General features: G+C 48.6%; 15 protein-coding genes. 5 read left to right on the top strand and 10 right to left on the bottom strand.

What is annotated here, in order from left to right; genetic code table 11:
- Positions 1-260 precede the first annotated feature (260 nt).
- The 4 genes from AC1DYT_RS21895 to AC1DYT_RS21910 all read right to left on the bottom strand — a co-directional run bounded on the left by AC1DYT_RS21895 (position 261) and on the right by AC1DYT_RS21910 (position 5,108).
- Entirely contained in the window at positions 261-2,774 is a 2,514-nt protein-coding gene (locus AC1DYT_RS21895) for an XrtN system VIT domain-containing protein (RefSeq protein ID WP_477471647.1), read from the bottom strand.
- 439 nt (positions 2,775-3,213) lie between these two features.
- Entirely contained in the window at positions 3,214-3,972 is a 759-nt protein-coding gene (locus tag AC1DYT_RS21900; protein ID WP_477471648.1) for a hypothetical protein, read from the bottom strand.
- 225 nt (positions 3,973-4,197) lie between these two features.
- On the bottom strand, positions 4,198-4,500 hold the full coding sequence (locus AC1DYT_RS21905; RefSeq protein ID WP_477460079.1) for a winged helix-turn-helix domain-containing protein: 303 nt from the start codon (positions 4,498-4,500) through the stop codon (positions 4,198-4,200).
- Positions 4,497-5,108, bottom strand: a complete 612-nt coding sequence (locus tag AC1DYT_RS21910) for a hypothetical protein (RefSeq protein ID WP_477471649.1) — start codon at positions 5,106-5,108, stop codon at positions 4,497-4,499. Before AC1DYT_RS21910 ends, AC1DYT_RS21905 begins: the two co-directional genes overlap by 4 nt.
- 603 nt (positions 5,109-5,711) lie before the next feature.
- Between AC1DYT_RS21910 and AC1DYT_RS21915 the strand changes: the two genes are divergently transcribed.
- The gene (locus AC1DYT_RS21915) at positions 5,712-6,479 is read left to right on the top strand and encodes a DUF4382 domain-containing protein (RefSeq protein ID WP_477471650.1); all 768 of its coding nucleotides are present in this window, start codon (positions 5,712-5,714) and stop codon (positions 6,477-6,479) included.
- A gap of 531 nt (positions 6,480-7,010) precedes the next feature.
- Positions 7,011-9,077: an NHL repeat-containing protein gene (locus AC1DYT_RS21920; protein ID WP_477471651.1), complete on the top strand. Its 2,067-nt coding sequence runs from the start codon at positions 7,011-7,013 to the stop codon at positions 9,075-9,077.
- A gap of 35 nt (positions 9,078-9,112) precedes the next feature.
- Here the strand turns inward: AC1DYT_RS21920 and AC1DYT_RS21925 are convergent, their stop codons facing one another.
- Together AC1DYT_RS21925 and AC1DYT_RS21930 are read right to left on the bottom strand one after the other, a co-directional pair.
- A complete protein-coding gene (locus AC1DYT_RS21925; protein WP_477471652.1) occupies positions 9,113-9,334 on the bottom strand; it encodes a helix-turn-helix domain-containing protein in 222 nt (73 codons plus the stop codon).
- Between the two features lie 85 nt (positions 9,335-9,419).
- On the bottom strand, positions 9,420-9,659 hold the full coding sequence (locus AC1DYT_RS21930; RefSeq protein ID WP_477471653.1) for a helix-turn-helix domain-containing protein: 240 nt from the start codon (positions 9,657-9,659) through the stop codon (positions 9,420-9,422).
- 740 nt (positions 9,660-10,399) lie between these two features.
- Between AC1DYT_RS21930 and AC1DYT_RS21935 the strand changes: the two genes are divergently transcribed.
- Entirely contained in the window at positions 10,400-13,855 is a 3,456-nt protein-coding gene (locus tag AC1DYT_RS21935; protein ID WP_477471654.1) for a LamG-like jellyroll fold domain-containing protein, read from the top strand.
- A 197-nt stretch (positions 13,856-14,052) separates the two neighbouring features.
- Here the strand turns inward: AC1DYT_RS21935 and AC1DYT_RS21940 are convergent, their stop codons facing one another.
- From AC1DYT_RS21940 to AC1DYT_RS21950, 3 genes are all read right to left on the bottom strand, one after another.
- Positions 14,053-15,915: a rhomboid family intramembrane serine protease gene (locus AC1DYT_RS21940; RefSeq protein WP_477471655.1), complete on the bottom strand. Its 1,863-nt coding sequence runs from the start codon at positions 15,913-15,915 to the stop codon at positions 14,053-14,055.
- A 128-nt stretch (positions 15,916-16,043) separates the two neighbouring features.
- Positions 16,044-17,339 carry a hypothetical protein gene (locus tag AC1DYT_RS21945; RefSeq protein WP_477471656.1) on the bottom strand — a complete coding sequence of 432 codons (1,296 nt, stop codon included), beginning with the start codon at positions 17,337-17,339 and terminating at the stop codon, positions 16,044-16,046.
- Complete coding sequence (locus AC1DYT_RS21950) at positions 17,314-19,704, bottom strand: DUF2339 domain-containing protein (protein ID WP_477471657.1); 2,391 nt, start codon at positions 19,702-19,704, stop codon at positions 17,314-17,316. The genes AC1DYT_RS21945 and AC1DYT_RS21950 overlap by 26 nt, the downstream gene beginning before the upstream one ends.
- 384 nt (positions 19,705-20,088) lie before the next feature.
- Between AC1DYT_RS21950 and AC1DYT_RS21955 the strand changes: the two genes are divergently transcribed.
- Complete coding sequence (locus AC1DYT_RS21955; RefSeq protein WP_477471658.1) at positions 20,089-20,598, top strand: CAP family protein; 510 nt, start codon at positions 20,089-20,091, stop codon at positions 20,596-20,598.
- Between the two features lie 391 nt (positions 20,599-20,989).
- Here AC1DYT_RS21955 and AC1DYT_RS21960 read toward each other — a convergent pair whose 3' ends face one another.
- Positions 20,990-23,026, bottom strand: coding sequence for a hypothetical protein (locus AC1DYT_RS21960; RefSeq protein WP_477471659.1), 2,037 nt, complete (start codon positions 23,024-23,026; stop codon positions 20,990-20,992).
- Positions 23,027-23,287: 261 nt separating this feature from the next.
- On the opposite strand from AC1DYT_RS21960, the gene AC1DYT_RS21965 reads away from it, so the two are divergent.
- Positions 23,288-25,999 carry a PQQ-dependent sugar dehydrogenase gene (locus AC1DYT_RS21965; protein WP_477471660.1) on the top strand — a complete coding sequence of 904 codons (2,712 nt, stop codon included), beginning with the start codon at positions 23,288-23,290 and terminating at the stop codon, positions 25,997-25,999.
- Positions 26,000-26,206 lie beyond the last annotated feature (207 nt).

Genomic DNA, 26,206 nt, shown 5'->3' on the forward strand with positions numbered 1-26,206 from the left:
CCAGTATCACAAAGTGTCTATCAAGCATCTTCAATCATACTTAAATGAGTTCACTTTTAAATATAACCACAGAGCCAATAAATCGAACTTCGACCTGCTCATTAATAGATCATTTGGATAAAATGTCTATTCATGGGCTATTACTCTCTAGAGAGGGGTGGAGGGGTGTGTTCGCGAGTTTGCATAGCTGGCTAACACACCCCCGCCACCGCTCCGGCCACCGCGCCCCCTCTCAAGAGGGGATTAAGAGTTTGCGGGCCTTACAGCTGCGGCACGGCCCTTCTCCCCCTATAAATAAATGTCCCTGCTATCCCTGCAGCCAAAATAATCAGCACCCATTCCTGTGGCTCGGGTACGGCGCCGGATGATTTCATGGAGGCGTTCTTGAGGCTGTTCTTATTCTCATCTATGCCAAAGCGTTCGTAATCCTGCTGTGTTTCCAGTACGATCATGCTCGATACCGGCGATACGATGTACGCCTGCTCCGCCTCGGCAATGGTTAGCGGCTGTACATAATCGTGGCGGAAGTAATCGGCGCCTACCTTTTTCATGATATCGTTATAGGCAAACAGGCGCAACAGGTGGTCGGGCGCATCGGCGGTTTTAAGGCCCGGCGCTTTCTGTATCACCAGCCCGGCATTATCAATCACTACGGTATTCTGGTTTTCCTGGTCGACGATGAATTGGTGCTTATCCAGCAGCGTATCCAAGCCTTCCACTGTTCCATTGGCATAACCGAAAACGCGCAGCTCTTTCAGGGCCTTCAGGTACGGACTAAGCCCGCTGCCCATATTATACAGCCGGATGTGCCTTGGCACCTTCAGGTACGCGGTAAGGTCATCTGCAAAACCGCTGCCTTCCAAATCGCTTAAATTCGGCGATGCATCACTGCCCTTGGCAACCAACAAGGCGCTTTCAGGCGACTGTATCTCGTTCACCGGGAACAGGCTGAAACGTTGCCGGCTCAGCAAATCGAACAAGCCATCTTTATTGTTATCGCTCAGCTTTACCAGCTTATCGTAGTAAATGTAAACCGGCAGGCCCTTGGCTTTATCGTACAGATTATCGAACTCGGCTTTGGTCCAGCTGTTGTTCACATCAAGATAAATGGCCGTTGGGACGAAATTCTCGTATTGCGGCTGGTAATCGCTCACGCGGTAAGCGGTATCGGCAAAGGCAAAAGCGGTTGTGGCCAGCTGTGGCGCATCGCAGCTGATGTCCCAATCGGGGTCGTAAGTCCTGTCGGCGGTGTAAACGTCTGCGCCGGTTTGCTTGAATATACCGGGGAGTTGCAGGCCAGCGGGCTTGTTGCTGAAGCTCAGCTTCAGGGTTTCGAGCGCGGTGGTAGCCTGCGGGCCCTCAAAAGAGGCGTTCTCGTACACCAAACGCTTGCCATCCAGCCGCAGCGGACTGGTAATACCTATCCGGAACTTGCGGTTTTCCTCGGTAGTACAAGGGAACACCCGCACGCTGATGGTGTTGCCCTCCTGCCAGTGCACTACCGATGGGTCGTGCTGCTCCACCCCTACGATGGTTTTATAGGTCGAATCGGCTTTGGCCTTGGTGGTCAGCCTCGATTTTGCTTCCTTGCCGTCTATCCATAAAGAGAGCGAACTCACCACCGAGCCCTCGGGCAACTGGAAAGTGTAGATAGCTTCCTGGTTGCTCCAGCTGTTATGCGCATTGTTGCGCACGGTAAGCGTTTTTTCGGTATAGGCCATGCGGTACTCTGGGTATAGCTTTACATTGCTGATCACGCTGATGGTCTCCAATTTGTCGCCGCTCCATAGCCTGTCCTGCGCCTGGTGGCGGCTGTTGTACATGGCTTTGAGGATGTTGATGCGTTCGGTTTCGTCGAGATTGGGTTTCCCGAAGAACAGGCTGGCCAGCACCACCAGCGGGTCGTGCTGCTTGCGCTCGTCGAAAGAGCGACTCGGCATCCCCCCGAAAAAGAAATTATCCATGGCCGAAACCTCGTGATACACCAGTCCCCTTTTCATGATGCGCTCGGCAATGGGCGATTTGTCCAGCTGCCTGCTCACGGCAACCCAATTAGGCAGCTTGCCCTCGTTGAGGTTGTTTTGGTTGATGATAAGGTTTATCTGCTTATCGGTTTGGCCCCAGCAGAACAGGAACACGCCTGCTGCTATCATAGGCAGCACAAAGCCGGCGGCTGCGGTGTATAGCAAACCCCGTTCCTGCCGACCGGCCCTTAGCAGTATTACCATGGTGATGATGCCCAGGCAAAGCGGCGCAAAAGTATGCAGGGCAATGCCCGCTGCCAGTATGCCTATTAAACTGAGCACGTACAGTGGCAGCAGGTAAAAGGCATAGTACATGAACAGCAGCAGGGCCGCGCCTAAAAAAAAGAAGGTAAAATACCGGGGGATGGTGCCGAGCCATTGGTGGCGCATAGCCAGCAGCAGGGCCAGGGATGATACCACCACCCATATGCTGAGCCAATCGGCACTATCATCAAACACGTTCATCTCGCGGTTGAGGGCGAATGCGCTGATGAAGCTAAGCACCAGCAGCACTGCGGTATGCTCGGCCTTGCCGCGCGAGTGATGCCAGCCATGCTTTTGGATGGTATCTACCACCACCGCAATGCCGAAGCCTACGGATATTACATAGTTCACCAAAAATGCCCCGAAAGCCGAATCGGGCCGGCCGTACAGGCCCGTGAGCCAGAACGAGGCCGTGGAAATGAGGATAAGCACCAGGCCGATGGTGGTTACCTTGTCTTGCTTTAGGTAGTTGCTTATTGTTGTCATATTGTTTTATTTAAAAAGTACTTTGAAATTCAGAGTTTGTAAGTAAAAAAATAGGCTTGTTAGGCCTCACCCTGCCCTCTCCAAAGGAGAGGGTTCTATCTATTCTATTCTATTCTATTCTATTAGTCCGATCTACCACTTTGTCATTGCGAGCGATAGCGCGGCAACCTCATAGGACGTATCGCCAATTTGCTAAACAACGTTGCCCGTCCTATGAGGTTGCCACGTCGCGCCACCACGTTTCCTCCCCCGCTGCTCCTCGCAATGACATGGTGGGTCTCCTATCGCTAAAGTGCACGCGTATTTGACTCACCCCGACGGCCCGCATGCGCGGGCGTCGACCCTCTCTGCTTCGCAAAGAGGGTTTTAGCTGCATGCAAAATTAAAATTCACGTCATACCGAACTTGTTTCGGTACCCCACACGGCAGGCCGTGAGCTTCATATCCTCCTATGAGCATATTTACTTAATTGACCGTTTTTAAACCTTTCGTACCACTCGTTATTTATATAATAATAACGATAGCTGCCGAAATCAATCACCGGAAATGTGCCGTTTACAAAACGTCGACCTTTCTTCCCTGTTTCTACATCGAATATTTCGAACGTCTGCGAAACACTTTCCATAGAACTATAAAAAACATTTTGCTTCCTATCGAAATTCAACCGGGCACTTCGATTGTAATTATAATCGCTTTTAGGGGCGTGAGTCGATTTCCGCTCATTATGTATTTTTGCATTTAGCTTATAATCCCCGATTTCGCTTAATAATAAAGCTACGCTGTACCTTGTTTTTACATCGGCCCTTGCCCTGCCTGCAATAGGTTTGCTGAAATCTATAAAATCTTCTTTAAATGAAGATGTTATATGTAAAGACTCATATAGCTTATCGTTATTTACCGAAAGAACTGATGTTTGCGTTAAATGCATACCCGTGCCTGACCGGACACTGTACGTAACCATTAAAAAGTTCTTATTCAGCAACGTTGTTGTTTCAACATTTGTAACGTTCTCAATGTAAAGTGTATCGTTTAAGCAGATTATCTTTAAAAGGTCATGTTCATAGCTTGGTAAAACCCGGATGAGCTTTTCATCACCATTGAACGACCGCACCCTATATTCCTGAGCTTTTGCCAGGTTGAAAAGCACCCCAACCAATACAAATGCAATAGCTAAACTTGTTTTTATCCTGGAGCTCATTTATTTATTTGCTATTTTTTTAGTTCGATTAAAGCGCTTTGTCATTGCGAGCGATAGCGCGGCAACCTCATAGGACATGTTGCCAATTTGCTAAACACTGCTGCCCTTCCTATGAGGTTGCCACGTCGCCCCTACACTCTTCCTCCCCCGCTGCTCCTCGCAATGACATGGTGATGAAACATCTTACCAATCCACTTTGAAATTCAAAGCGTAAGCCCAAATTTTTTACTTCTTCTGCAGTTTTATCAAATTTTCCAGCTCTTGCAGGTGGCGTTTAAAAGCCTGCACGCCCAAATCCGATGCGATGTACTTCGTATTTGGCTTGCGGCCCAAAAAAGATTTGTTCACCGTGATGTACTCCTCCTTTTCCAGCGCCTTAAGGTGCGAGGCCAGGTTGCCGTCGGTAACGTCCAGCAGTTCTTTCAGCGAATTAAAGTCGTAGCTTTCGTTGGCCACCAGCACGCTCATGATCTGTAAGCGTATGCGGTTCTCGAAAGCCTTATCAAAATTAGTTAAGGTAACTTTCACCTGTCGTATTTAAAGTGCATAATGGTACCGTACAAAATGTGCAGCACGCCAAAGCCAAAGGCCCAAAAAAACAAGCCGTAGCCCGGGAAGATGGCAGCCAGCAAACCTAATAAAATATCGAAAATGCCCAGCCATTTTACATCGCCAAAAGTGTACTTGCTTGCTGCAACTAAAGCTAATCCGTAAAAAATCAATGTGCAGGGCCCTATTACTACATAGTAGCCGCGTGCAAGCATAATAATGCAGAACACACCGCCGGTTACAAGGGGCAGCGCACCGTTCAATAACAACGACTGGCTGCTTTGGTTCCAAATGGGTTGCCCCTTTTTACCTGCTTTGCGCAGGGTAAGCAATACACCGGTAAGCAGCGACAAAAAGAGCACTACAGCAGCGACTAAAATAAGCCGCTCTTCCAGCAATCGGTAATACCCCCGTTCAAGAAACGAATCGGTACGCAGGTATAACAGGTTATATGCTATGCCGGCACCAACCAGCGCATAAATACCAGCCATAACGCCCGATAAGCCGCTTAGCGAAATAAACTTGGTGCTCCTATCCATAATGTTGCGGATGGAACTTATTTCGGCCAGTAAATCTTTTTCTTCCATTTAAAGTACTTTGTTATTCAAAGTAACGGAACGAAAACGAGATGTGCAAGAAGTTTTTCAAAATAATTTGAGGGGGATGTGATGCGCGGGGTTGGGGGGCTGCTGAAGTGATTGAAACTTTTTGAAGAAACGGTTTTAACGCTATTATGTCATTGCGAGCGATAGCGTGGCAACCTCATAGGACATTTAGCCACATTGCACAGTAGCGATGCTTGTCCTATAAGGTTGCCACGTCGCCCCTGCGCTTTCTCCCCGCCGCTCCTCGACATAGTCGTTTTCCCCTTGCCGGAGGGGCTCTCGATAGAAGCCCGGTGCCGTAGCACAGGTAACGAAGATGCTTTACGGTTGATAAAACCTGATACTTCGGGAACTTCCAGCTTCCACAAGGTCCTCTATCGAAAAGACCCTGCGGCGGCAAAAGATGGTAGGAGATCGCTTTTGAGATCTGTACATTATGACCGACAGTTAAAATTGAACCAAAAAATGGCAGGGACTAGTCGCCTGAAAAGAGCCGGTTCGTCGACACATAAAGCCTGTTAACCGGCACATTACCGGGTTAGGCWCCGCTTTTGCCCCATTGTATTTGAACCAAAATAATTTATTATGAAAAAGCTATTTTTATTTGCCGCGATCCTAAGCCTTACATTTTTTGCTTGTAAAAAGGACGCTAATAACTCCGCAGGCTCTACCTCGAACGTAACGGTGAAGCTAACCGATGCGCCCGGTGCTTTCGATGCCGTTATCCTTAGCATAAAAAGTGTAGTAATTGTAACCGATAAAGGAGAACAAACCCTTGACGTTAATGGCGGGCCGATTGACATCCTGCGCTTCCGCGAGGGCAGAGATACCATACTTGCCAATAAGGATATCCCTGCAGGCACCATCCAACAGGTGCGTTTGGTATTGAATGATACCGGCAATAAGGTGATTGTTGCTGGCATATCGTATGACCTTACCACCCCCAGCGGCCAAACTTCCGGTGTAAAACTTAATGTGCATGATAACCTCACCGCCGGAATTGCCTACACCATGCGCCTGGATTTTGACGCTGCACAATCAATAGTGTTAACCGGTAGCGGTAAATACGTGTTAAAACCGGTTATCCGGGCCATTCCGGAAGCTGTTTCGGGCGCGTTAAGCGGCGTTGTTTCGCCTGCAGCTGCTTCACCAAAAGTTTATGCAATTATGGGAACTGACACCGTGGGAACCGTTAGCGATGCAACCGGTAAATTCTATTTTTCGGGTCTAAATGCCGGGACTTATAATGTTCTGTTTGTGCCCGTAAGCCCTTATGCTGCAAAAACCGTTACCAATGTAACCGTTACAAACGGATCGGTACAGGATATGGGGACCGTAACCATTACGCAATAAACCTTTTAGAAATTATAAAAAGCGGCTACCTGCAAGGATAGCCGCTTTTTTTTAAACCTAATCCTCGTTTTTTAGCAGACGGTAATTAGGGAAGCGTTTAAAAAAGAACGTTATTGTTTAAATACTTTTACAATAATGGCGACCATATGATAAGAAGCTATATTGTATTACGCCACATATAGCACCGGTTTCAGCATATCGCGCATATCTATCTCCATGGCATCGCAATAATTTTTTTTTTTGGGGGGGGGTATTTAATCGTACCGCGTAAGCAGCGGCTGTTTTTTGATTTACCCCGAATTTGATTTTCCTGCGATGCCATTAAATCGAATTCCACGAATCAATTGGAATTTCCGCCGGCACAAACAGGGAATCGCTTTTAAAATCCGTTGTCAAAATATTCTCAAATTTTTGAATGAGTTCAGGCTTTGCTTTGATAATTGCAGTTATAGCGATTGCCTTGATTTCTTTAGTAATAATTTGAAAAAATAATGATTTAACGGTTATCTTTACTTTATTGATAGCCGCCTTATGCACAATTATAAAGTACACTTTACCCGCCTCGTTATTGCTACGGTATTCCTGGCATCTGCTTTTGTATCCTGTAAAAAAGACACCATCGTTTTCCCGCCCGATAAAACCGATACGACCAAAACCGATACTACCAAAATACCCCCTGTTACTCCACCTGTAACGCCACCGGTCACCGGCAGCGTAATGGTAACCACCGTTGCCGGGGTGCGTAATACGTTTTTTAGGCAGGTGCAGCCTACCGATATTGCTATAGACCCCACAGGAAATATTTACGTATCAGACGCGTATGGCAATGTGCTTTGTAAAATTGGTACTGATAACCAGTTTGGGCTGGTGGCCGGCCATTTTGAATTGAACAAGGGTGGCTTTGCAGATGGTACGGGCGAAGCAGCAAAATTCCAATACCAGTGGGGCATTGCATCTGATGCAAGCGGCAACATCTACATGTCCGATTATGGCAACAACCGTATCCGCAAAATTACCCCTGCCGGCGTGGTAAGCACCGTGGCGGGCAGCGGCGTGCGCGGTAAGGACGACGGCACAGGCAGCAATGCAACATTTTATAACGTGGTATCTATCTGCGCAGGCCCGGATGGCAATTTTTATGTAATAGATGATTTCCGGTCGCTCCGCAGGATAACCCCAGCTGGAGTGGTAACCACTTTAACCGATTCGATACCTGTTGGCGAATCGTTTGGAGGGTTAACCGTTAGCGCGACGGGGGATTTTTATTATGCCAACCGCCGCGAGCAACGTATTTATAAGTACAGTAAAAGCGGCGTGCTTTCGGTTTTTGCAGGCTCGGGCGAACAAGGCAGTGCTAATGGTACGGGCGCATCCGCATCATTTAATTTCCCTAGCGCCATTACTACCGATAAAGCCGGCAATATGTATGTATCTGAACAAGGTTCGCACCTGATACGCAAAATAACGCCGGCCGGGGTGGTTACTACACTCGCGGGCAGTGGTGCCGTAGGCGCTGCGGATGGCAACGGCACGAATGCGTCGTTTAACCACCCGGCGGGGCTTGCCGCCGACGCCTCAGGCAATATCATCGTGGCCGACCCTATCAATAAATTAGTCCGCAAAATAACGCCGGCCGGGGTAGTCACCACCATTTATGGCAAGCCAAATACGGCAGGCAATACGCCAGGCGGGGCAGCCACATTTAACCAGCCAACCGGTGTAATTGCCGATGCGGCTGGTAACCTGTACGTGGCCGATGCCGGTAACAACCTCATCCGCAAGTTAAGTACCGCAGGGGTGGTTAGCGTGTTTGCCGGCAGCGGCACAAAGGGAGATGCAGATGGCGTAGGCACAGCTGCAGCATTTAACAACCCAACGGGCTTAACCTTTGATGCTGCAGGCAACATGTACGTGGCCGATTATGGCAATAACGAACTACGTAAGATAACGGCCGCTGGCATGGTAAGCAGCATGCCGCTTTTTGTGGCTGCCAATGGTGCCAGCGGGCCCGATAACGACCCCAGTGGCGTAACCGTAGCGCCCAACGGCGATATATTTTATACCAATAACGTTTGGGGTAAAATATGCGTAATACAAGGGCCGCTCATCAGTACCTTCTCCGACGGACTTTATAATGGTATGCCTTACGGGAAATTTTATGTGAAACCCTATGGCGTGGCGGTTGATAAAGACGGCAATGTATATGTTGCCGATACGTTTAACCACCGCATTATGAAGGTTACCAAAGACGGGCGCGAAGTTTTTATAGCAGGCAACTCTAACCTGGGCAATTACCCCCTGCCCGGGCATGCCGATGGCAGCGGTCTAAACGCCGCATTCAACCACCCCAGGGGCATAGCGGTAGATAGGGCGGGCAATATGTATGTGGCTGATACCGATAATAATTTAATACGGAAGATAACACCTGCGGGGGCGGTTACCACGCTGGCGGGGCAGCTTAGCCCCGGCGGCGCTGATGGCAGTGCTTCGATAGCATCGTTTAACGCACCTTATGGCATTACAGTAAACGCGGCGGGTACGGTATTGTACGTGGCCGATACCGGCAACAGCCTTATCCGTAAGATAACCATCCAATAAGAAAATGGGCGATATTTACCGCGGCCCGGCCAAAGCTATGCTACGTACAGCACCGGCTTCAGCAGGTCGTGCATGTCTATTTCCATGGCATCGCACAGCAGTATGAACCTATCCAGCGTAACGGCTGTAAAGCCAAGCTCCACTTTGCTGTACGCGTTTTGCGACATGTTTAATTTATATGCAATATAATCCTGCGTATAGTTTAGCTGCAGGCGCCTTTGGCGTATGGCTGCGGCAAGTACTTTTCTGTTAAACATAGGTGCTTGGTTTATAATTGTCGCTTATGCTGCAACAAACAAACTACGGCATTAGCAGCAAAGCGGTTTTGGCGCACGTATATAATCATACTCCCTGGTTGCGTAAGCTTTCGGCGTAATCGCTCAGCAGTGCCCTCTCGCTTATCTTTAACGCATCGCACAAAACGATAAATTTGCCCAGGGTAATGCCGGTTTGCCCAAGCTCCAACTTGCTATAGGCGTTTTGCGACATCTCTAACCTACCTGCAACATATTCCTGCGAATAGTTCAATTTCAGTCTGCGCTGCCGTATAACCATCGCCAGCACCTTTCCATCGTACTCCATAAAAATAAATCATGCGTACAAGGGGGGCGGCCTGTACTATCGTGCTTTAAATCGGGATATCCATCTATCCCTCTCGAAAACAACTTACGGGATTAACTATAAAGAAGTTTTTGTAGTTGTAAATAAAAAAAACACGATTAAGGGATTGAATGACTTGAGGGATTAAGAACTGGGCAACCTGTTAATCGTGCGTATTGATTCATACGTATTTTGAAAAGCAAAGGCAGGGGTGCTTCGGTTGGGTGCTGCCCTCCCGACAGATGTGTTGGCTGCAAGCCTTACCCGGTGCGGCTTTACCGGCTATCGGTTTAGAGGGAGCTGTCTGCCCTACCCGTGTCAATCCCAACCGAGGCACGAGGGAGGGGGAATCTTTCCGCTTTTGAAGGTATTGCCACCAACAATAACGAAATACTTCAACCAGGCGTGGGCGACTAGTTGCCCGGGGGCGAGGGTAAGCAGGCAAGCATTAATATTTTGCTCTTTTCGCCGTGTTGTTCATCGCCCTGGGAAAAAGCGGGTTATATAGAAATATGTTGGCACATATATTATGGTATATGCTTGCTCTTAGGCATTTAAATGTTTACGTTTATGGCATAATACCTCCGATACCCTCTTTCCTTAGCCGATATCTCCGATCCTTCTAATCACTACAGCGTACCCAGGCATTAATATCACTTAATACAGGGCATAAAAGCGTGGTTACAAACCGTCCTCAACCTTTTTACAAACCAAACTAACACATGCGCACCAACCACCATTTTAAGCTAAAGCTTACGCTTTTTTGTTACCTCTTTACCCTCTTTTTAACCGCTGATGCTTTTGCCATAAAACCGGGCAGAGGCAGCAACCCGGCCGGTCATCGCAAAAACACCCCAAATGCAATAGCTGTTGCTCCGGGCAATGCTTTAAGCTTTGCAGGTTACAATTATACCGACCATGGCACCGCTATAAACCAGGCTTTGGCAGGCACCAACCAACTTACGCTGGAGACGTGGATATATACCACTAACGGTGATGGCCTGCGAAGCCCCCTGGGCAATTACGGTGCCGATTTTAGTGGCGTGCAAATGCAGTACATGCTGAGGTTGGAGGATGGAGCGCCTGATTTTTGGCTGGATGCTGGCAGTGGTTTTCAGAACTGTGGTTCGCCAACCAAACTACCGCTAAATACGTGGGTACATTTAGCCGCCACCTGGAACGGTACAACCATGGCGCTATACGTAAATGGCGCATTGGTTGCAAAAAAAGATGATGTAACCGGTAAATTCCATATGATAGACCAGCCTTTGAAGATAGGCAGAAGCGCAACCTTTGAAAGCTTTGTAGGGAAGATGGACGAGGTAAAAATCTGGAACAGCGTTAAATCGCAGGCCGAGATACAGGCAGGCATGTTTAAGCCGACAAACCCGGCTTCGGCAGGTTTATTGGCGTATTTCAATTTCGATGCAGGTATAGCGGGCGGCGACAACACCGGGGTGACCACGCTTAAGGACCAAACGGACCATGGATATGATGGCAGCCTGCAGTATTTTCAGCTAAACGGCAATGCATCCAACTGGGTAAAAAGCTACGCCATGGTTGTGCCGGTTGCGCTTGAGGCAACAGATATTACCGCATCGGGCTTTACCGCAAACTGGGCGCTACCAATAGATGGAAATGGTTACCTGCTGGCAGTATCTACCAATATTAATTTTGTTGGCGGCATCGCCGGTTCGCCTTTCACCGTTAGCGGTACCTCCAAAGCAATAACCGGCCTTAAGCCGGGCGGCCGTTACTATTACCGCGTGTATAAAAACACACCACTTGTTGATCCGGAGACGTACTCCGGGCGTATAACTGTAAACATCCTTGCGGCACCGCCGGCACCGCTGGTTGCTCCGGGCAATGCTTTAAGCTTTGCAGGTTACAATTATACCGACCATGGCACTGCTATAAACCAGGCTTTGGCCGGCACCAACCAGCTTTCGCTGGAAACATGGATATATATCACTAATTACGACGGGCTGCGAAGCCCTCTGGGCAATTACGGTGCCGATTTTAGCGGCATACAAATGCAGTATATGTTAAGGTTAGAGAATGGATTTCCTGCTTTTTGGCTGGATGCCGGGAGCGGCTTCCAGCCCCTGGGTTCTCCAACTAAGCTGCCCCTTAATACCTGGGTACATTTGGCCGCCACCTGGAACGGTACAACCATGGCGCTGTATGTAAATGGCCTACTGGTAGCAAAAAGAGATGATGTAACCGGCAGTTTTCATATGATAGACCAGCCCTTGAAGATAGGCAGAAGCGCAACCTTTGAAAGCTTTGTAGGGAAGATAGACGAAGTGAAGATATGGAACACTGTAAAGTCGCAGACCGAGATACAGGCGGGCATGTTTACACCGGCTGCCCCGGCATCGGCAGGCCTATTAGCGTATTTCAATTTCGATGCAGGGAAAGCAAGCAGCAAAAACACCGGAGTAACCACGCTTAAGGACCTTACGGGCCATGGATATGATGGGAGCCTTCAGTATTTTCAACTAAGCGGCACTACATCCAACTGGGTAGAAAGCTACGCTATGGTTGTGCCGGTGGCGCTTGAGGCAACAAATATTACCGCATCGGGCTTTACGGCAAACTGGCAAAAACCACAAACCGGCACTGTTGATAATGGCTACCGGCTTGATGTTTCGGTATCGCCAACTTTTGAAACCATGATACCCGGCTCGCCATTTACCACCAGCAGCACTTCAAAAGCGCTTACAGGTTTGGATATGTCGCGGACGTACTATTACCGCGTTCGGGCCGATAAAAAATCGGTAACCGGCCAGGGGATCAACTCGGTGACAATAATGGTGCGTAAAGCCCTTAACTTACCCACTATAAGCTATGCCGGCCCCAAAACTTATACTAAAGGAGTTGCTATCAGCCCGTTACAGCCTACCGGCAGTGGCGTACTTGCACCGGCCTACCATACCGAACTTAACCCTTTAAGCAGCGCGTTTTATAAGCCGTATGCAACTGCTGTAGATGCGGTCGGCAATGTGTACGTGGCCGATAATACCGGCAACGCCGTTTATAAAATACCGGCCGGTAGCCAAACACCTGTTGCCATTGGCTCGGGATTCAATCGCCCCACGGCCCTTGCTGTTGATGCAGATGGCAACGTTTATATTGCTGATTCGGGTGCCGGTTCTGTGAAAAAGATACCTGCGGGCGGCGGCTCGCCCCTTACCTTAAATAGCAGCTTCAAAAACCCGCAGGGTATCGCGGTAGATGGCAAAGGCATTGTTTATGTAAGCGATTACAGCTATGGCACCGTATCTAAATTAAGCGTAAACGGCGGCAGTGCAACAGTTATTGGCAGCGGCTTTAACCAGCCAACAGGTATAGCTGTTGATGCCACAGGCAATGTCTACGTGGCCGATAGCCAAAACAGCGCGGTGAAACGCATCCCTGTGGCCGGTGGAAGCCCTGTGCTCATTTCCAACTATTTTTACTACCCAACGGCTGTGGCACTTGATAATGCAGGCAATATTTATGTGATAGATAATGGCATCAACACCCTAATGGAGATACCTGCGGGTAAAACCACTCCTGTTAAACTCAATAAGGCGCTTAACCAACCGTTTGGTTTAAGTATAGATGGAGCGGGGCAAATATATGTAGCCGATGCCGGCAGCCATTCGGTACAGCAGATAAGCCCGGCGGGTGGTTATTTTATAAGCCCGGCCTTGCCCAACGGCTTGCAATTCAGCACCATTACCGGGGTGATAAGCGGTACGCCAACCGTGCTCAGCCCCGCCACTATCTATACCATAACGGGTTATAATAACAATGGCGGCACCAAGGCAAGCATCACCATCTCGGTAACATCAACCCCGCCAACACTGGCTTTAGCGCCCAAAGTGATGGTAGACGCACCTACCACATCCTTGCAAAACGAGCTGCCTGCCATAACAGCAAGTAGTGCCCTCTCGCCAAACGGCGACGGCTTTAACGATACCTGGCTGATTAGAAATATCGGGCAGTATCCAAACAGCACAGTTTCGGTGTACGATAAAAACGGAGCCCTGGTGTTCAGCAAAAAAGGGTATCAAAACGATTGGGGCGGCACCGTAAACGGCAAGCCCCTGAACGAAGGCACGCTGTTTTATGTGATAAGCCTTAGCGATAAAGAAACATTGAAAGGCTTTATTGTAATGAAGAACAAGTAGGGTATTACATAACATTATTTAAAAAAGGGCAAGCGACTGTAAAAAGTGCTTGCCCTTTTTTTGGGCTTGTTATTTGCCTCAACCAACGTTTTTTGCAGGCCGGTTTCTGCCCGCTTAAACCCGTCCCGAATTATTGGGATGCAAGGCGCTGAAAGAGGCGGACTTACGCCGCTATCAGGTTTAGTAACACGCCGTTGCTACTCCGGAGTGGTGGCGCTGTCGTCCGATTGCTCCTCCTCCAATATTGCCTTTTTCTTTCGTACGTATTTGCGTTTCGGTTTGGGCTTTGGCAGGTAAAAATACAGCACGCCGCCTAACACCAGTCCGGCTATTAAGCCGCCTATATGTGCAGCATTATCTGCATTGCCAAAAATACCCAGCAGCAAATTATAGCCGATGAATACCAGGTTCAATATCAGCAGCCCCCGGTTGGCCTTCAAATCGGCGCGATTGGTAAGCAACAGTACGATAGATACGCCATAAAGCCCGAATATAGCCCCCGATGCGCCCACGCCCACCGATGCCGGGTGCCACCAAATACTGGCCAGGCTGGCCATAATACCGCAGATAACATAGGCTATAGCGAATCTCAGTTTGCCAAGTTTAGGTTCAACAAAAAGTGCTGCAAAAAACAAGCCGTACAGGTTGCCCGCCAGGTGCATTAAGCCGCCGTGTAAAAAAGTGGCGGTTAACAAGCGCCACCATTGGCCGTCTAAAACCGCAGGGCGGTAATTGGCCCCCCAGTTCATTAACTCATCGGCGGGGAAAGAAATGAACCCGAGCCCGGCGAACACCATAATGATAAACATAAGCACATTGATAGCCGCTATAATAGCGGTGACGTACAGGTTGCTTTTGGTTAGCGATTGCAGCAAGCCGGTAAATGAGAACTGTTTATCGGGTGGGGGATTAAGGTGCAGTTCATGTGCTTTTTCGTCTATCCCGGGGATGCATATCATAATCAAAAATATGGCCGCGCCAATGCCGTAGCCCTTAAATATCCATCCTAATTTATCGCCCGTGCGTGTTTCGAAGGATTGGTTTACGGCTTCTAAAATAATAGGCGGTTTGCTTGATGCGGATATCTTGCCCACGGCCTTTAACAAGCCCCTGTGTTTGGTACTTGCACCTATCCTATCCAGGTAGGTGAAATTTTCGAGGTCGGTATCTTTAAACGCTTTCTCTGTTTCCTGTGCAAACGCTTTGTAAGCACTTTCTTTTTCCCCCTCGTTTAAGTTATTGCTTAGCCGTTTTTCAAACTCTATGCCCAGCCAGGCTTTTGGTGCAGTACGGTCATCAAATACCTGCCCGTGCTGTGCGCCTTTGGTGGTGATGATGATAACCCCATTTTTGGCTGCTGCGCCATAAATGGGCGAATAATCAATAGGCTTAACAATAGAAACGTCGAGCACATCATCAGGATTGATCGTGTTTAGCGTCGAATTATCGATTGAGACACCATCTACCATAATCAGCGCTTTTTTGGGATCTACGCTGCCCTTCAGCTGCGTAAGGGGCGCTCCGGTAAATACGGGTGCCGCCGGTGCTTGTGCCGTATCCAGCACCGGGCAAACCACATCGATGTAAAAGGTAAGCGTTTCGTTGTTCTTGCCGCTCGTTTCGGAGCGGTATTGCACACCGATATGGGTTTTATCGACGTAATGATGCTTCAGCTTATAAAACTTGGTGAGCGGTTTACCATCAATGGCTGCGATACTTTGCAAGGTAGTGAGCTTACCCGTGGCCAGGGGAATATATTGCTGCGCAATAATCGTTGGGATACATATGGAAGCAGCTATCGCCATATAATATAACATCGGCAGGTCGGATTTTTTTGTTTTCAGCCTCAGCAGCTTCAACCGGGGCCTTAGCACCAGCAGTATAGGTATCCACACGAGCGAAAACGGCAGCCAGTAATTCACTACGTCGTCGTTTAGCGCCAGCAGCTCTAGTTTGATGATGAGCAGCCAGTTTAAGAAAGTATAGCCCGCAATAAAGCCTGCGCCGACAAGCAGGTAAGGCAGGTATATCAGTTTGATTTTGAGGAGAATTTTGTTCATTTTATACTATTGTGATTGCTCCGATTAAGGTTTATGATTGCACCGATTATACTGAATAAACTGCCGACCGCTAGTATTACCTGCGACTGCCCGCTGCGACTGCAACTGCTACCGCCCCAAGCCTACTCCTACCCCCTTTTCTCTACTTCTTTCGTCATCTTAAACGTAAGCGAGCCCAACGCGGTTAATACGGCTACGATGATGGCCCACAATGCCCAGGGTGGAAATTTCCCGGCGGCGGGTTTGGCTTCTTTAACTTTAAAATCAGGATTGGCGATCACTTCACCCACAGTGGCTACGGGTAGCTGGTGTTTAAGGCTATCCGTAAAAAATTTAAGGTCGTAATTTGGGGAAGTGGCTGCCGAATCGCCAACCAGCAGGGAGTAGCTGTTGCCTTTCTCCAAATAAGCAATAACCGATTGCTCTAACTGGTAAGCCGTAACGCCTTTAATTTGTAGGGGCGGGTTATCTTCGTTGGCGATTTCTAACTCGATGTACCGCGTTTTAGCGGAGATGGAAATATCCGCCGGTGTGGTAGAACTGATTACCATATCGCCCAGAAACCAACGGAACCGGCCTGTTTCGTCATAGTGGCCTGTTTTATCGGTAGCGTCAGATACACGTACGTTACGCCTGTAGTATTTGGTACCGGCAATATCTAAATGAAGCCTGTTAATAGGGAAGGCATCGTTAAGGCGGATGGCTATGCGGCTGTACTTGGCATGTTCTTCCTGCTTAAACTGCAAAGCGGGGAGCGGGATGTATTGGGGTTGGATGGCCTTTTCTGTTATGTAAATAAAAGCCAATGTTATAGCAATAGGATCGCGCTTTTTATTGTTAACCTGTATTTTAAAATACCGGTAATTACTTGCAGGGAAATTCAATTTCTGCTCGACACAAGGATCTCCGCCATTAATCACAGTGCCATTACTGGTATCCGGGTCAATATGCATATTGGCTTCGAGTAACGGAATATCTTCTTTTATGGCGTACCATTTGCTCAAATCATTACTACCACTCAATGTTGCATATCGCTCTACATCGGTGTTTTGAAATAACAAGTTCAATTGATTTAGTGTAAGGAGCTTTTTATTTTCGGCTATGAAAATGGTCATTGTATCCGGCTGAACCTTTAATTTCACCTGCGGAAACTCGATTACTCCCACTTTATCGATGACCGGCAACTGAGCACCAAAAATATAGGGCACAACCTTCCCGTCATTATCGTACAAGCGTATATCCGCCAGGTTACCTTGCGCTTTGGCCAGCACGGCAGGCGGCAGGGCAATGCGATAGAAGGCCGCGCTATCCACCTTTTGTACATCAGCCCTGTACCGGTACGTTTTCTGCGCGAACCCTGCGGAAGCCCAGCCCATCAGCACCAGCGACAATAAAAGCTTACTCCTCATTTTTCTTGCTCTCATCTTCTACCAGTATTTTTTTCACCCTTTGATACATAAACGATACGATAAGCAATAGCACCCCCAAACAAAAGAAGGCCGCTATCTTACCCGCAGGCGGTATATCTTTGATATCGAAAATAAACAGTTTACCCAGCGTAACCGCAAACAACGTAAGCGATATAATACGCAGCGTGCGCGCCTTGTTGCGCATGCCCAAAAACATCAGCGCAAAAGAGCTTAGTCCCCACAATATAGGCAAACCAACTTTCCGGTACACGGTCTCTACCCTATCTATGGTAGTGCCATGGCCTGCAAAAAGCGCATCGGCTGCCAGGCACAGCTCCACGCTCAGCAACAGCACCACGGCTGCCGAAAGTATCCAGGAAGCGGTGGCTTTAAGATCTTCATGCATTTGGGCACGCAGCAACTTGATCAGCTGGTAAAGCAGCAGCGCTACAAATACTGCCGACGCCCAATGCGCTACCAGGTGCCCGCTGCTTATGCTGCGCCCCTCTAAAATTTCATAAATGGTGGTAAACAGGGCGGGCAGACTAAAAAAGTAAACCGTAATGGCCAGCGCCATAAGCCCGGCCCCTACTTCCCAGCGCAGGCATACGGCGCTAAGCCGCTTGCCCAACAGGTAAAACACATAAACAAAGGCCGGTACATACAGCATCAGGTACAGCAGGTTAATACTGGTATCCGGGTAACGCGTTGTAAACTGGTGGTTCACCTCCAGTAGGCCGCTGGCAAACAGCAGTATAAAGGCCATGTTGCGGTACAGCATGGCGGGTATAGCAACCCCGTAAAGCTGCGGGGCATCGTCGCGCTGTATTTGCAGGTGTAGCAGGTAACTGCTTATGGCCGCGATAAGCGTAGTAATAAACCCTTTGTTGGCGATGATGGGGAGTAACAGTGCGTGTGGCCGGAGCGTGTACAAATTGCCGGGGGCATAATACAGGTTTATCCAATCCATCACCAGGCTGATCAGCATAGCGCACCATACCAGCAGCGAGGTAAGCTTCATCAGCGTTATCTTCGATTTACGATACAACCAGTACAGTAGCACCGTTTCCGCCGCCCAAAACAGGGTAATGTAATGCCCGTTGAGCTGTATAGGTGCCGTAAGCGATATAAAGGTGAGCGTAATACCGATGAGCAGGTACAGCACGTTGGTATCAACTTTTTTGTTTTTAAAGAGGATGAAAGACAGCAGCAGGTTAAGCACACCCAGCGATGCAGTGAACAGTCCGCGCATATCGGCCTGCCCCATTTGGCCAAGCAGGTACAGCCCTACGCCAAAATACAGGCCGGTATTAATAAGCAGGATGCTGAAATCGCTCCCGAGGAAGGCCTTATTTTCTTTTACATTGTTGGCTACGTTGATACCGAAGAACAGCAGGTACAATATGCTGGCATACAGCAGGCCGGTATGGTAGGTGGCCGCAGTTAAGCTGGTAAGCACCGCGCCAAAAACAATCACCGTAAGCCCGAACACCACGGCATTGAGCACCCGCCAAGCTTTGTAATAAGCAATAACCAGCAGCCCGGCGTTCAGTATCACCAGGTAAATGAACAGGGCATTGTAATTGGCCTGCCCGCTGCTCACCATAAACGGACTTGCCAAACCGCCGACGAAGGCTATCACCGCCAGTTCCTGCTTATCATACAGCAGGGAAAGCAGCACAGCGAAAATGGTGATAACAATGAGTATGATAAAGGAAGCCGTTTGGTTGAACAAATGGAACTGGTGGTAGGCCAGCGTTATGGTAAAATACAAAACGGCTAAACCGCCCCCTACCAGTACCGAGCTGAACGCCTTGTAACTATTGCGCATGCGGTGCGCAATACCAATGAGTATGCCGCCGCAAAGCACGCCTATACCCACGCGGCCAACGGGGCCAACCCAGTTGTTATCGATGGCGTATTTTACAAAGAAGCCTATGGCCAGCACCAAAATGGCGATGCCTATTTTATTCACCAGGTTCTCGCCGATGAATTTCTCCAGATCGGGATGGCGCTCAAAAAAGGATAGTTCGGGTTCCGGCTCTGGCCTGCGGAATTCCGGCCGTTTTACCGGCGGCGGTGTTATGGCCTGCGGCTCGCGCTCTACTTTAAGCGGATCGGGTTTCGGTGGAGCAATAGGTGGCGGCGCTATCGGCGGCAGCGGTTTAGGCGGGGCAGGCTTTATCTCCGCTGCCTCCCATGGCCTGGGGTCAGCGGGCTTCGGTTTCTCTGCCGCTTGCGCTTTTACGCTTTGCCGGGCAAGGTTATTCAGTTCGTTCAGTTGATGTTCTATACGGTCGAGCCTTTCATTATTCCTGTTTTTCGAACTGATGACCAGTACGATGATAATCAAAAGCATTAAGATGTAGATAACTTCCATGCGTGTGGATAAGGTTTAATCAAAATAAATGTACGGTTCTGAACCGGGATTTTTAACTTTTTGATTTTTTTAATGGCGTTAAAGAGGGCTTCGCCGTTAAACAGATTTTTAAGTTTTCACCGACTTTGATTGGCAACGATTATCAAGTCGGCTCATCGCAAAATTTGTCTGAACTCGAATTTCATGGAATTAACCGAATTTTTGGAATTAATACTGTATCAATTCTGTCCATTCCATGAATTCCATAAAACGGCGCAGCCCTCTTGAGTGCCATTGAAATCAATTAAACACGAAAAATTCGAGTTCAGAAAATTTATTTCACCCCACCATTAAACCATTCAGAAATCCCTATGTTTAAGCCTTATAACCTTAAACAAGCCAATCATGACCAAGTACCTTATCGCCTGCCTTCTCCTCATTTCCGCCTACGCCCATGCGCAGACTACCAACGATGCAACCGGCTCTAAAATCTCGGTAGCCGATGCCCAAAAAGTACTCAACCATCATAACATGGCCCGGAAGGAAGTCGGCGTGCAGCCGCTTACCTGGAGCAAGGAGCTTGCAGCCGTCGCCCAGGAATGGGCCGACCACCTGGCCGCTACCGGTACCTTTGCGCATCGCCCCAATAATAAATACGGCGAAAATATTTTCATGGGCACCAGCAACTACACCCCTTTAGATGCTTCGGAAGGCTGGTACAGCGAAAAGAAAGATTACACCTACCGTAAGCTCAGCAGCGGCGGGGGCACCGGCCATTACACGCAAATGATTTGGCAAAACACCACGCAGGTGGGTGTCGGCGTAGCCATCTCAGCCAGTGGAGACATCTACGTGGTGGCCAATTACTCGCCTGCAGGGAATTATCTTGGGGAGTATCCTTATCAGAGGCAGTAAGAACAGAATTGGGTTCAGGGCATTCAAAATTGGCAGGGGTTTTCTGAAATACGCGGTTTTAATCCCGATTTAGACAATTTTGAAAAGCAATTGCAGTGGTACTTAGGGTGGTTTCTGTCCCGCTATCCGCTGCAAGCCACACTGCGTGCGGGCTTTCCGCTGCTATCGGGTTTAGACAACGCGGGTACTGTTTGTTGTTGGGTACTCCAAAACTACGCAGCTCTCTCCACCTCGTCATTGCGAGGCACGAAGCAATCATCGGCAGGATAGGTATGCGGTTTGCAAAGCGGCTTTATGTGCCGGATTTGCTCAGCGGCTCTGCATGTGGGCCACAGGTGGGGCACTTGCGGAGGCGGCGACTCAAATACCCCTAAAGCAGCGGGAGAAGTTATCAATTCGGGCTATCTACAAAACTTACCGGTGCATATGCTTTTACAATATCCAGATGCAACTGGTTTGGCTTCCCCTCCTTCAGGAGTTTATATTGGATACCAAACCATTGCTTCAGCGCTTTTTTATAATCAGCCTTTGCCTTGATAGTGTTTTGGGAATAGTAATCGTGTTTGGTGTCTTTTAATGCATCCACTACAGACACAAATGTGTCGCTTTCCAGTGCAAAAGATACTCCATCGGTGGCTTTTCTTAGGGTTTTAATATCTTCTGCTGAAAACGGAACTAATTTACTTTGGATATAATTAAAAGTGTAATCGCTTTTTAGGGCCAATAGCTTTTTGATAAAGTTGATATAATAATCGCCAAACATCAGAAACCTTTGAAATTGGGGTTTCGCCAATATGCCCTCCGCCAGCTTAAACGCCCGCTTATCATTCATGCTTAATAACAAATCCATCGCGTACGGGTAATAAGAAGTTCCATCGCAATGTTTCAGTACCAATTCAAGTTCGGCCATCGCCGGTTCATAACTGTTTTTGTCGTGCTTTAACAAAAACAAAGAGGCCCAAAGGTTTACCCACCTATCTGTGGTGTCTCTGCTCCATTGCTTTACAGCAGCAATGTATTTTTCATCGCCAAGCTCAAACATCGTTTGGGCCATGATACCTTTGTTGGTGTTGGGCCAGGAGCCGCCGGGGAAACTATTGAACCTCTCAACCATTATGGGTAACAAGGCGGCATACTTAGCTTCTCTTGCCGCCCACATTGCTTTATTAAAATCCGTCCAGGTGGTGGCAGTTTTTAAGGTTTTGATGGTAAGGTCTTGATTTGATAGCGAAGCATTTTCAACGCACCATTTTCTTATTTTTTCTACCTCGGCCTTTTTCTGCGCCGGGCTTGCCGATTCAAAATACTTGAATGTAAAAAAGCGTTGGTTGGTGATTTCAAAAATCAGGTCATGAACCACCCAGGTAAGCTTATGTACGGTCCTCTCCGGCCTGAAGTCCCTGAAATAGGTATAAGATGGGATATATGTTTCGGTGAGCAAATAGGGCAAAAGCGGCTCAATTTCCGCAGGACTTAACTTCATTGCTATCAGTTCAACATAAGGGTTAACAACGCGATACCGGGTTGTTGGCTCCCAATAAGAAACACCGTTGCTAAACGCTTCCGGCATGGAAATGGCGAACTGAGGCATATCATAGCTTATTCCCCCGGGTTGGCCCGACTGAATACAATTTAAAAGCCTTAGTCGTTCAGCAAGATAAAGTACTTGCCCCCTCCTATCCAATTTCTGTTTTAAACCGCTCCACTCTGTTGAATCGGGAAGGCGAAAGGTTTTGAAATCTTCGCTGTAATCTTTTAACTGGCGGGTTAACGCGATAGCTTCCTGCTGATACTCATAGCCATTAAAAGCCTTTCCTGAAAGATGCTCCCCAAATACGATGGCTTCCTTGTAATCCCTTTCCACGGACATTGCAGATAGCATCTCATCGTAATAAATAATCCCGAAATCGTCCCTTATTTGTTTGTCGTCGGCATCGCGATTGTTTTTTACCGCCAACTGTTTTGAATATTTAAATTGTCCTTTTTTATATAGCCATAATTCGAGCAGGTAATCCTTTCCGAAAGAGCCCAAAAAAAAGCCACGGTTTCCGTCAGCCGGATTTAAAAAACCTCCGATTGTAACGTCGTCCACCGGCAAGGGCTTCATACTTGTTATATCTTTCCTATCAATTTTAGTCTCCTTTCCGTCTGTGCATAACAACAGCACATGCTCGTCATTAGGATTTTTGGTCCACCCGCTATAGTCGTTTTTGTATTCGTTGCCGTTTGTTTTATATACCGTCGAAACCTTATAAATCGTATCGTACTTATCCATTTTATAAAATGAAAGGCTATCGATCAGGCGCATTTTATGGCGGTAGGTTTGATCACTCATATCCTGTGCGCGACCGTTATGGGCGATAAATAGGGAGACTGCTATGATTAAAAAGCGGCGAAGCGTTTTAGGACCGATAAGGTATTTGCTCATCTGTAGATTAAGGTTAATGGCTGCTCTAAATATAGTCAATATCCTTTAACCATTCAAAAACTATGTACAACCCAACCATGATCAAATGCCAGCAAGTCCCTGTGTCCTTGTAGTTAAATAAACATTACGCCCACCAGAAAGTCCGCTTTCTATTTTTTATTTAGTAAATTTCACTAAATAAAAATATTGCCTAAATTTATCGGGAAAATAGCTATTTTGGCTACATCATTTATTACTCAGCTAATTATCTCACAAAAGCTCATGTTTAAGCCTAAAAACCTTTTTAGGGCATTGCCTGCCTTTTTATTGCTGGCGGTATGCGCCACTGCTACGTATGCGCAATCGCCAAAAAAACCCGAGGATAACCGCTTCACCAAAGTGGTGCTGGCGCAGGGTGTAGAAGAGCCCATGCAGTTCCAGATACTGAAGGACGGGCGCGTTATCTACGCCGAACGCAAAGGCAAAATAAAGGTGTACGACCCCAAAACCAATAAAATTACGGTGATTGCCGAGTTTGCCGTGAGCACCAAATACGTCAACAAAAAGGGAGAAGTAAGCGAGGGCGAAGACGGCATGCAGGGCATCATCCTTGATCCCGATTACGATACCAACAACTGGATATACGTGTACTACGCCCCCGCCGGCGATGTGGCCAAAAACACGCTGGAACGCTACACCTGGCTGGGTAAAGACATCCTGCGCGATACCAAAAAAACCGTGCTTGATGTACCCACCCAGCGCGAGGAATGCTGCCACGTGGGCGGCGGCATGCTCTTCGATAAAGACAAGAACCTGTACCTGAGCACGGGCGATAACACCTTCAGCCGGGCCAGCGATGGCTTTAGTCCGCTGGACGAGCGGCCGGGCATGTCGCCAGAGGATTCGCAGAAATCATCAGGCAACACCAACGATTTGCGCGGAAAGATACTGCGCATACACCCAGAGGCCGATGGCACTTACACCATACCCCAGGGCAACCTGTTTGCCCCCGGCACCCCGCAAACCAAGCCCGAAATATACACCATGGGCAACCGCAACCCATGGCGCTTAACTATCGACAGCAAAACAGGCTGGCTGTACTGGGGCGAAGTGGGCCCAGATGGTTCCAAGGACGATTTTGATAAGCGCGGCCCGCAATCGTACGATGAATTTAACCAGGCCAAAAAGCCGGGCAACTACGGCTGGCCCTACTTCGTGGGCGATAACAAAGCGTACCGCAAGTACGATTTCGCAACGCACCAGTCGGGCGATTTCTTCGATGCCCTAAAGCCCGAAAATCACTCGCCAAACAATACAGGCATGATTTTCTTGCCACCCGCAACGCCTGCTTTTATATGGTATGCCAAGGGCCTGAGCGCTCAATTCCCGCTGATGGAAACCGGCGGCAACAGCGCGGTTGGCGGCCCCATTTTCCGTGCAGCTGATTTCAAAGGCGCCAAACGCCCCTTCCCCGATTATTATGAGGGCAAATGGCTCATTACCGATTGGGTGCGCGGCTGGATAAACGTGGTAGAGATCGGCGAGGACGGCGCGTATAAATCCATGGAGCGCTTTTTACCGAACCTGCACTTGTATGGCCCGATAGATATGAAATTCGGCCCCGATGGCGACCTGTACGTGCTTGAGTACGGCAACGGCTATTTCAAGAATAACCCTGAAGCAGAGCTTATCCGCATAGAATTCAACGGCGGCAACCGCAAGCCGCAGGTGCAGGCCAGGGCCGATAAAAGCGCGGGCGCACTGCCTTTGAAGGTGGCCCTGTCGTCCGCAGGTACCAAAGATTTTGACGACGACGACGTGCTTACCTACCAGTGGACGGTTACCAAAGGCGGCAAACCGTTCAAAACACTTAAGGACCAAAACCCATCGGTAACCTTTACCACACCGGGCGTTTACAAAGCCACGCTTACCGTTACCGACCTTAAGGGCGCAAAAAACAGCACCTCGCTTACCATAAAAGCCGGCAACGAGCCGCCTGTGGTTGCCGTTACCCTAACGCAGGGTAACAGCAGCTTTTTCTTCCCCGGTAAAACCATCGCCTACAAAATAAACGTGAGCGACAAGGAAGACGGCAGCCTCAGCAACAGGCGCATCCCGGCTTCGCTGGTATCGGTGAGTGCCAATTACTTGTCAGAAGGGTATAACATGACCGCTATTGCCCAAAGGCAGCAGGGTGTTGATGCTACCGCAAGGTTTGCGGCGGGCATGGCGCTTATTGCCAAAAGCGATTGTAAATCCTGCCACTCGGTAAAAGATAAGGTGCTTGGTCCATCCTTCATAGCGGTAGCTAAAAAATACAAGAACAACCCCTCGGCTGTTGCTACGCTAAGTAATAAGATAAAAACCGGTGGTTCGGGCACCTGGGGCCATGCGGAGATGCCTGCCCACCCTGCCCTAACTAACAACGAGTTGGGTAGCATTGTGCGCTATATCATGAGCCTCGGTACGCCGCAAAAAACTCAAAAATCCATGCCGGTTACGGGAACTTACGTAACCTCGGTACCCAAAGGCGAAAACGATAACGGCAGCTACATCTTCCGCGCGGCGTATACCGATAAGGGTACCGCCACGGCTACAGCGTTAACTACCGAGAACCTGCTGGTGTTGCGTGGTTCGCTGCTTTCCCCATCGCAAGCCAACGGCGCGAAAGACATGGACTATAACCGCGACAGCACCATCGTAGTGGTGAAAAAACCGGGCGCGTACCTGGAATTCAACAAGATCGACCTGACGGATATCAAGAACATCGAACTGAAACTCCTCCCCCGCGGCCGCGGCACCGACCCTCCGGGCACGGTAGAGATTCGCCAGGGCGCAGCAGACGGTAAAGTAGTAGGCAGCTTTACCGGCAGCTTCGTGGGCCTCAACAGCCTGAAGGTCCCCATTAATGGTGCCGACGGCAAGCAGGACCTTTACCTGGTATTCGCCGGCACGCCAGCAAGGTTGAATGGAGTGAAGTTTAATATAGAGTAGGTTTGTCTGAACTCGAATTTTTCGTGTTTAATTGATTTCAATGGCACTCAAGAGGGCTGCGCCGTTTTAAGGAATTTTTTAAATTGACAGAATTGCATTCTAATTCTAAAAATTCCTTTAATTCCATAAAATTCGAGTTCAGAAATCAAGACAGAAAAAACCAGGACGTGGAAAGCGCTCCTGGTTTTTTTGTTTGTTGCCACTTTC

This window comes from Mucilaginibacter sp. P1_D10 (assembly GCF_056406215.1).

Bases quoted from the DNA above. Each gene is read 5' to 3' on its own strand.
- AC1DYT_RS21895 (WP_477471647.1), bottom strand. From the start codon at position 2,774: ATGACAACAATAAGCAACTACCTAAAGCAAGACAAGGTAACCACCATC.
- AC1DYT_RS21900 (WP_477471648.1), bottom strand. From the start codon at position 3,972: ATGAGCTCCAGGATAAAAACAAGTTTAGCTATTGCATTTGTATTGGTT.
- AC1DYT_RS21910 (WP_477471649.1), bottom strand. From the start codon at position 5,108: ATGGAAGAAAAAGATTTACTGGCCGAAATAAGTTCCATCCGCAACATT.
- AC1DYT_RS21915 (WP_477471650.1), top strand. From the start codon at position 5,712: ATGAAAAAGCTATTTTTATTTGCCGCGATCCTAAGCCTTACATTTTTT.
- AC1DYT_RS21920 (WP_477471651.1), top strand. From the start codon at position 7,011: ATGCACAATTATAAAGTACACTTTACCCGCCTCGTTATTGCTACGGTA.
- AC1DYT_RS21925 (WP_477471652.1), bottom strand. From the start codon at position 9,334: ATGTTTAACAGAAAAGTACTTGCCGCAGCCATACGCCAAAGGCGCCTG.
- AC1DYT_RS21930 (WP_477471653.1), bottom strand. From the start codon at position 9,659: ATGGAGTACGATGGAAAGGTGCTGGCGATGGTTATACGGCAGCGCAGA.
- AC1DYT_RS21935 (WP_477471654.1), top strand. From the start codon at position 10,400: ATGCGCACCAACCACCATTTTAAGCTAAAGCTTACGCTTTTTTGTTAC.
- AC1DYT_RS21940 (WP_477471655.1), bottom strand. From the start codon at position 15,915: ATGAACAAAATTCTCCTCAAAATCAAACTGATATACCTGCCTTACCTG.
- AC1DYT_RS21945 (WP_477471656.1), bottom strand. From the start codon at position 17,339: ATGAGAGCAAGAAAAATGAGGAGTAAGCTTTTATTGTCGCTGGTGCTG.
- AC1DYT_RS21950 (WP_477471657.1), bottom strand. From the start codon at position 19,704: ATGGAAGTTATCTACATCTTAATGCTTTTGATTATCATCGTACTGGTC.
- AC1DYT_RS21955 (WP_477471658.1), top strand. From the start codon at position 20,089: ATGACCAAGTACCTTATCGCCTGCCTTCTCCTCATTTCCGCCTACGCC.
- AC1DYT_RS21960 (WP_477471659.1), bottom strand. From the start codon at position 23,026: ATGAGCAAATACCTTATCGGTCCTAAAACGCTTCGCCGCTTTTTAATC.
- AC1DYT_RS21965 (WP_477471660.1), top strand. From the start codon at position 23,288: ATGTTTAAGCCTAAAAACCTTTTTAGGGCATTGCCTGCCTTTTTATTG.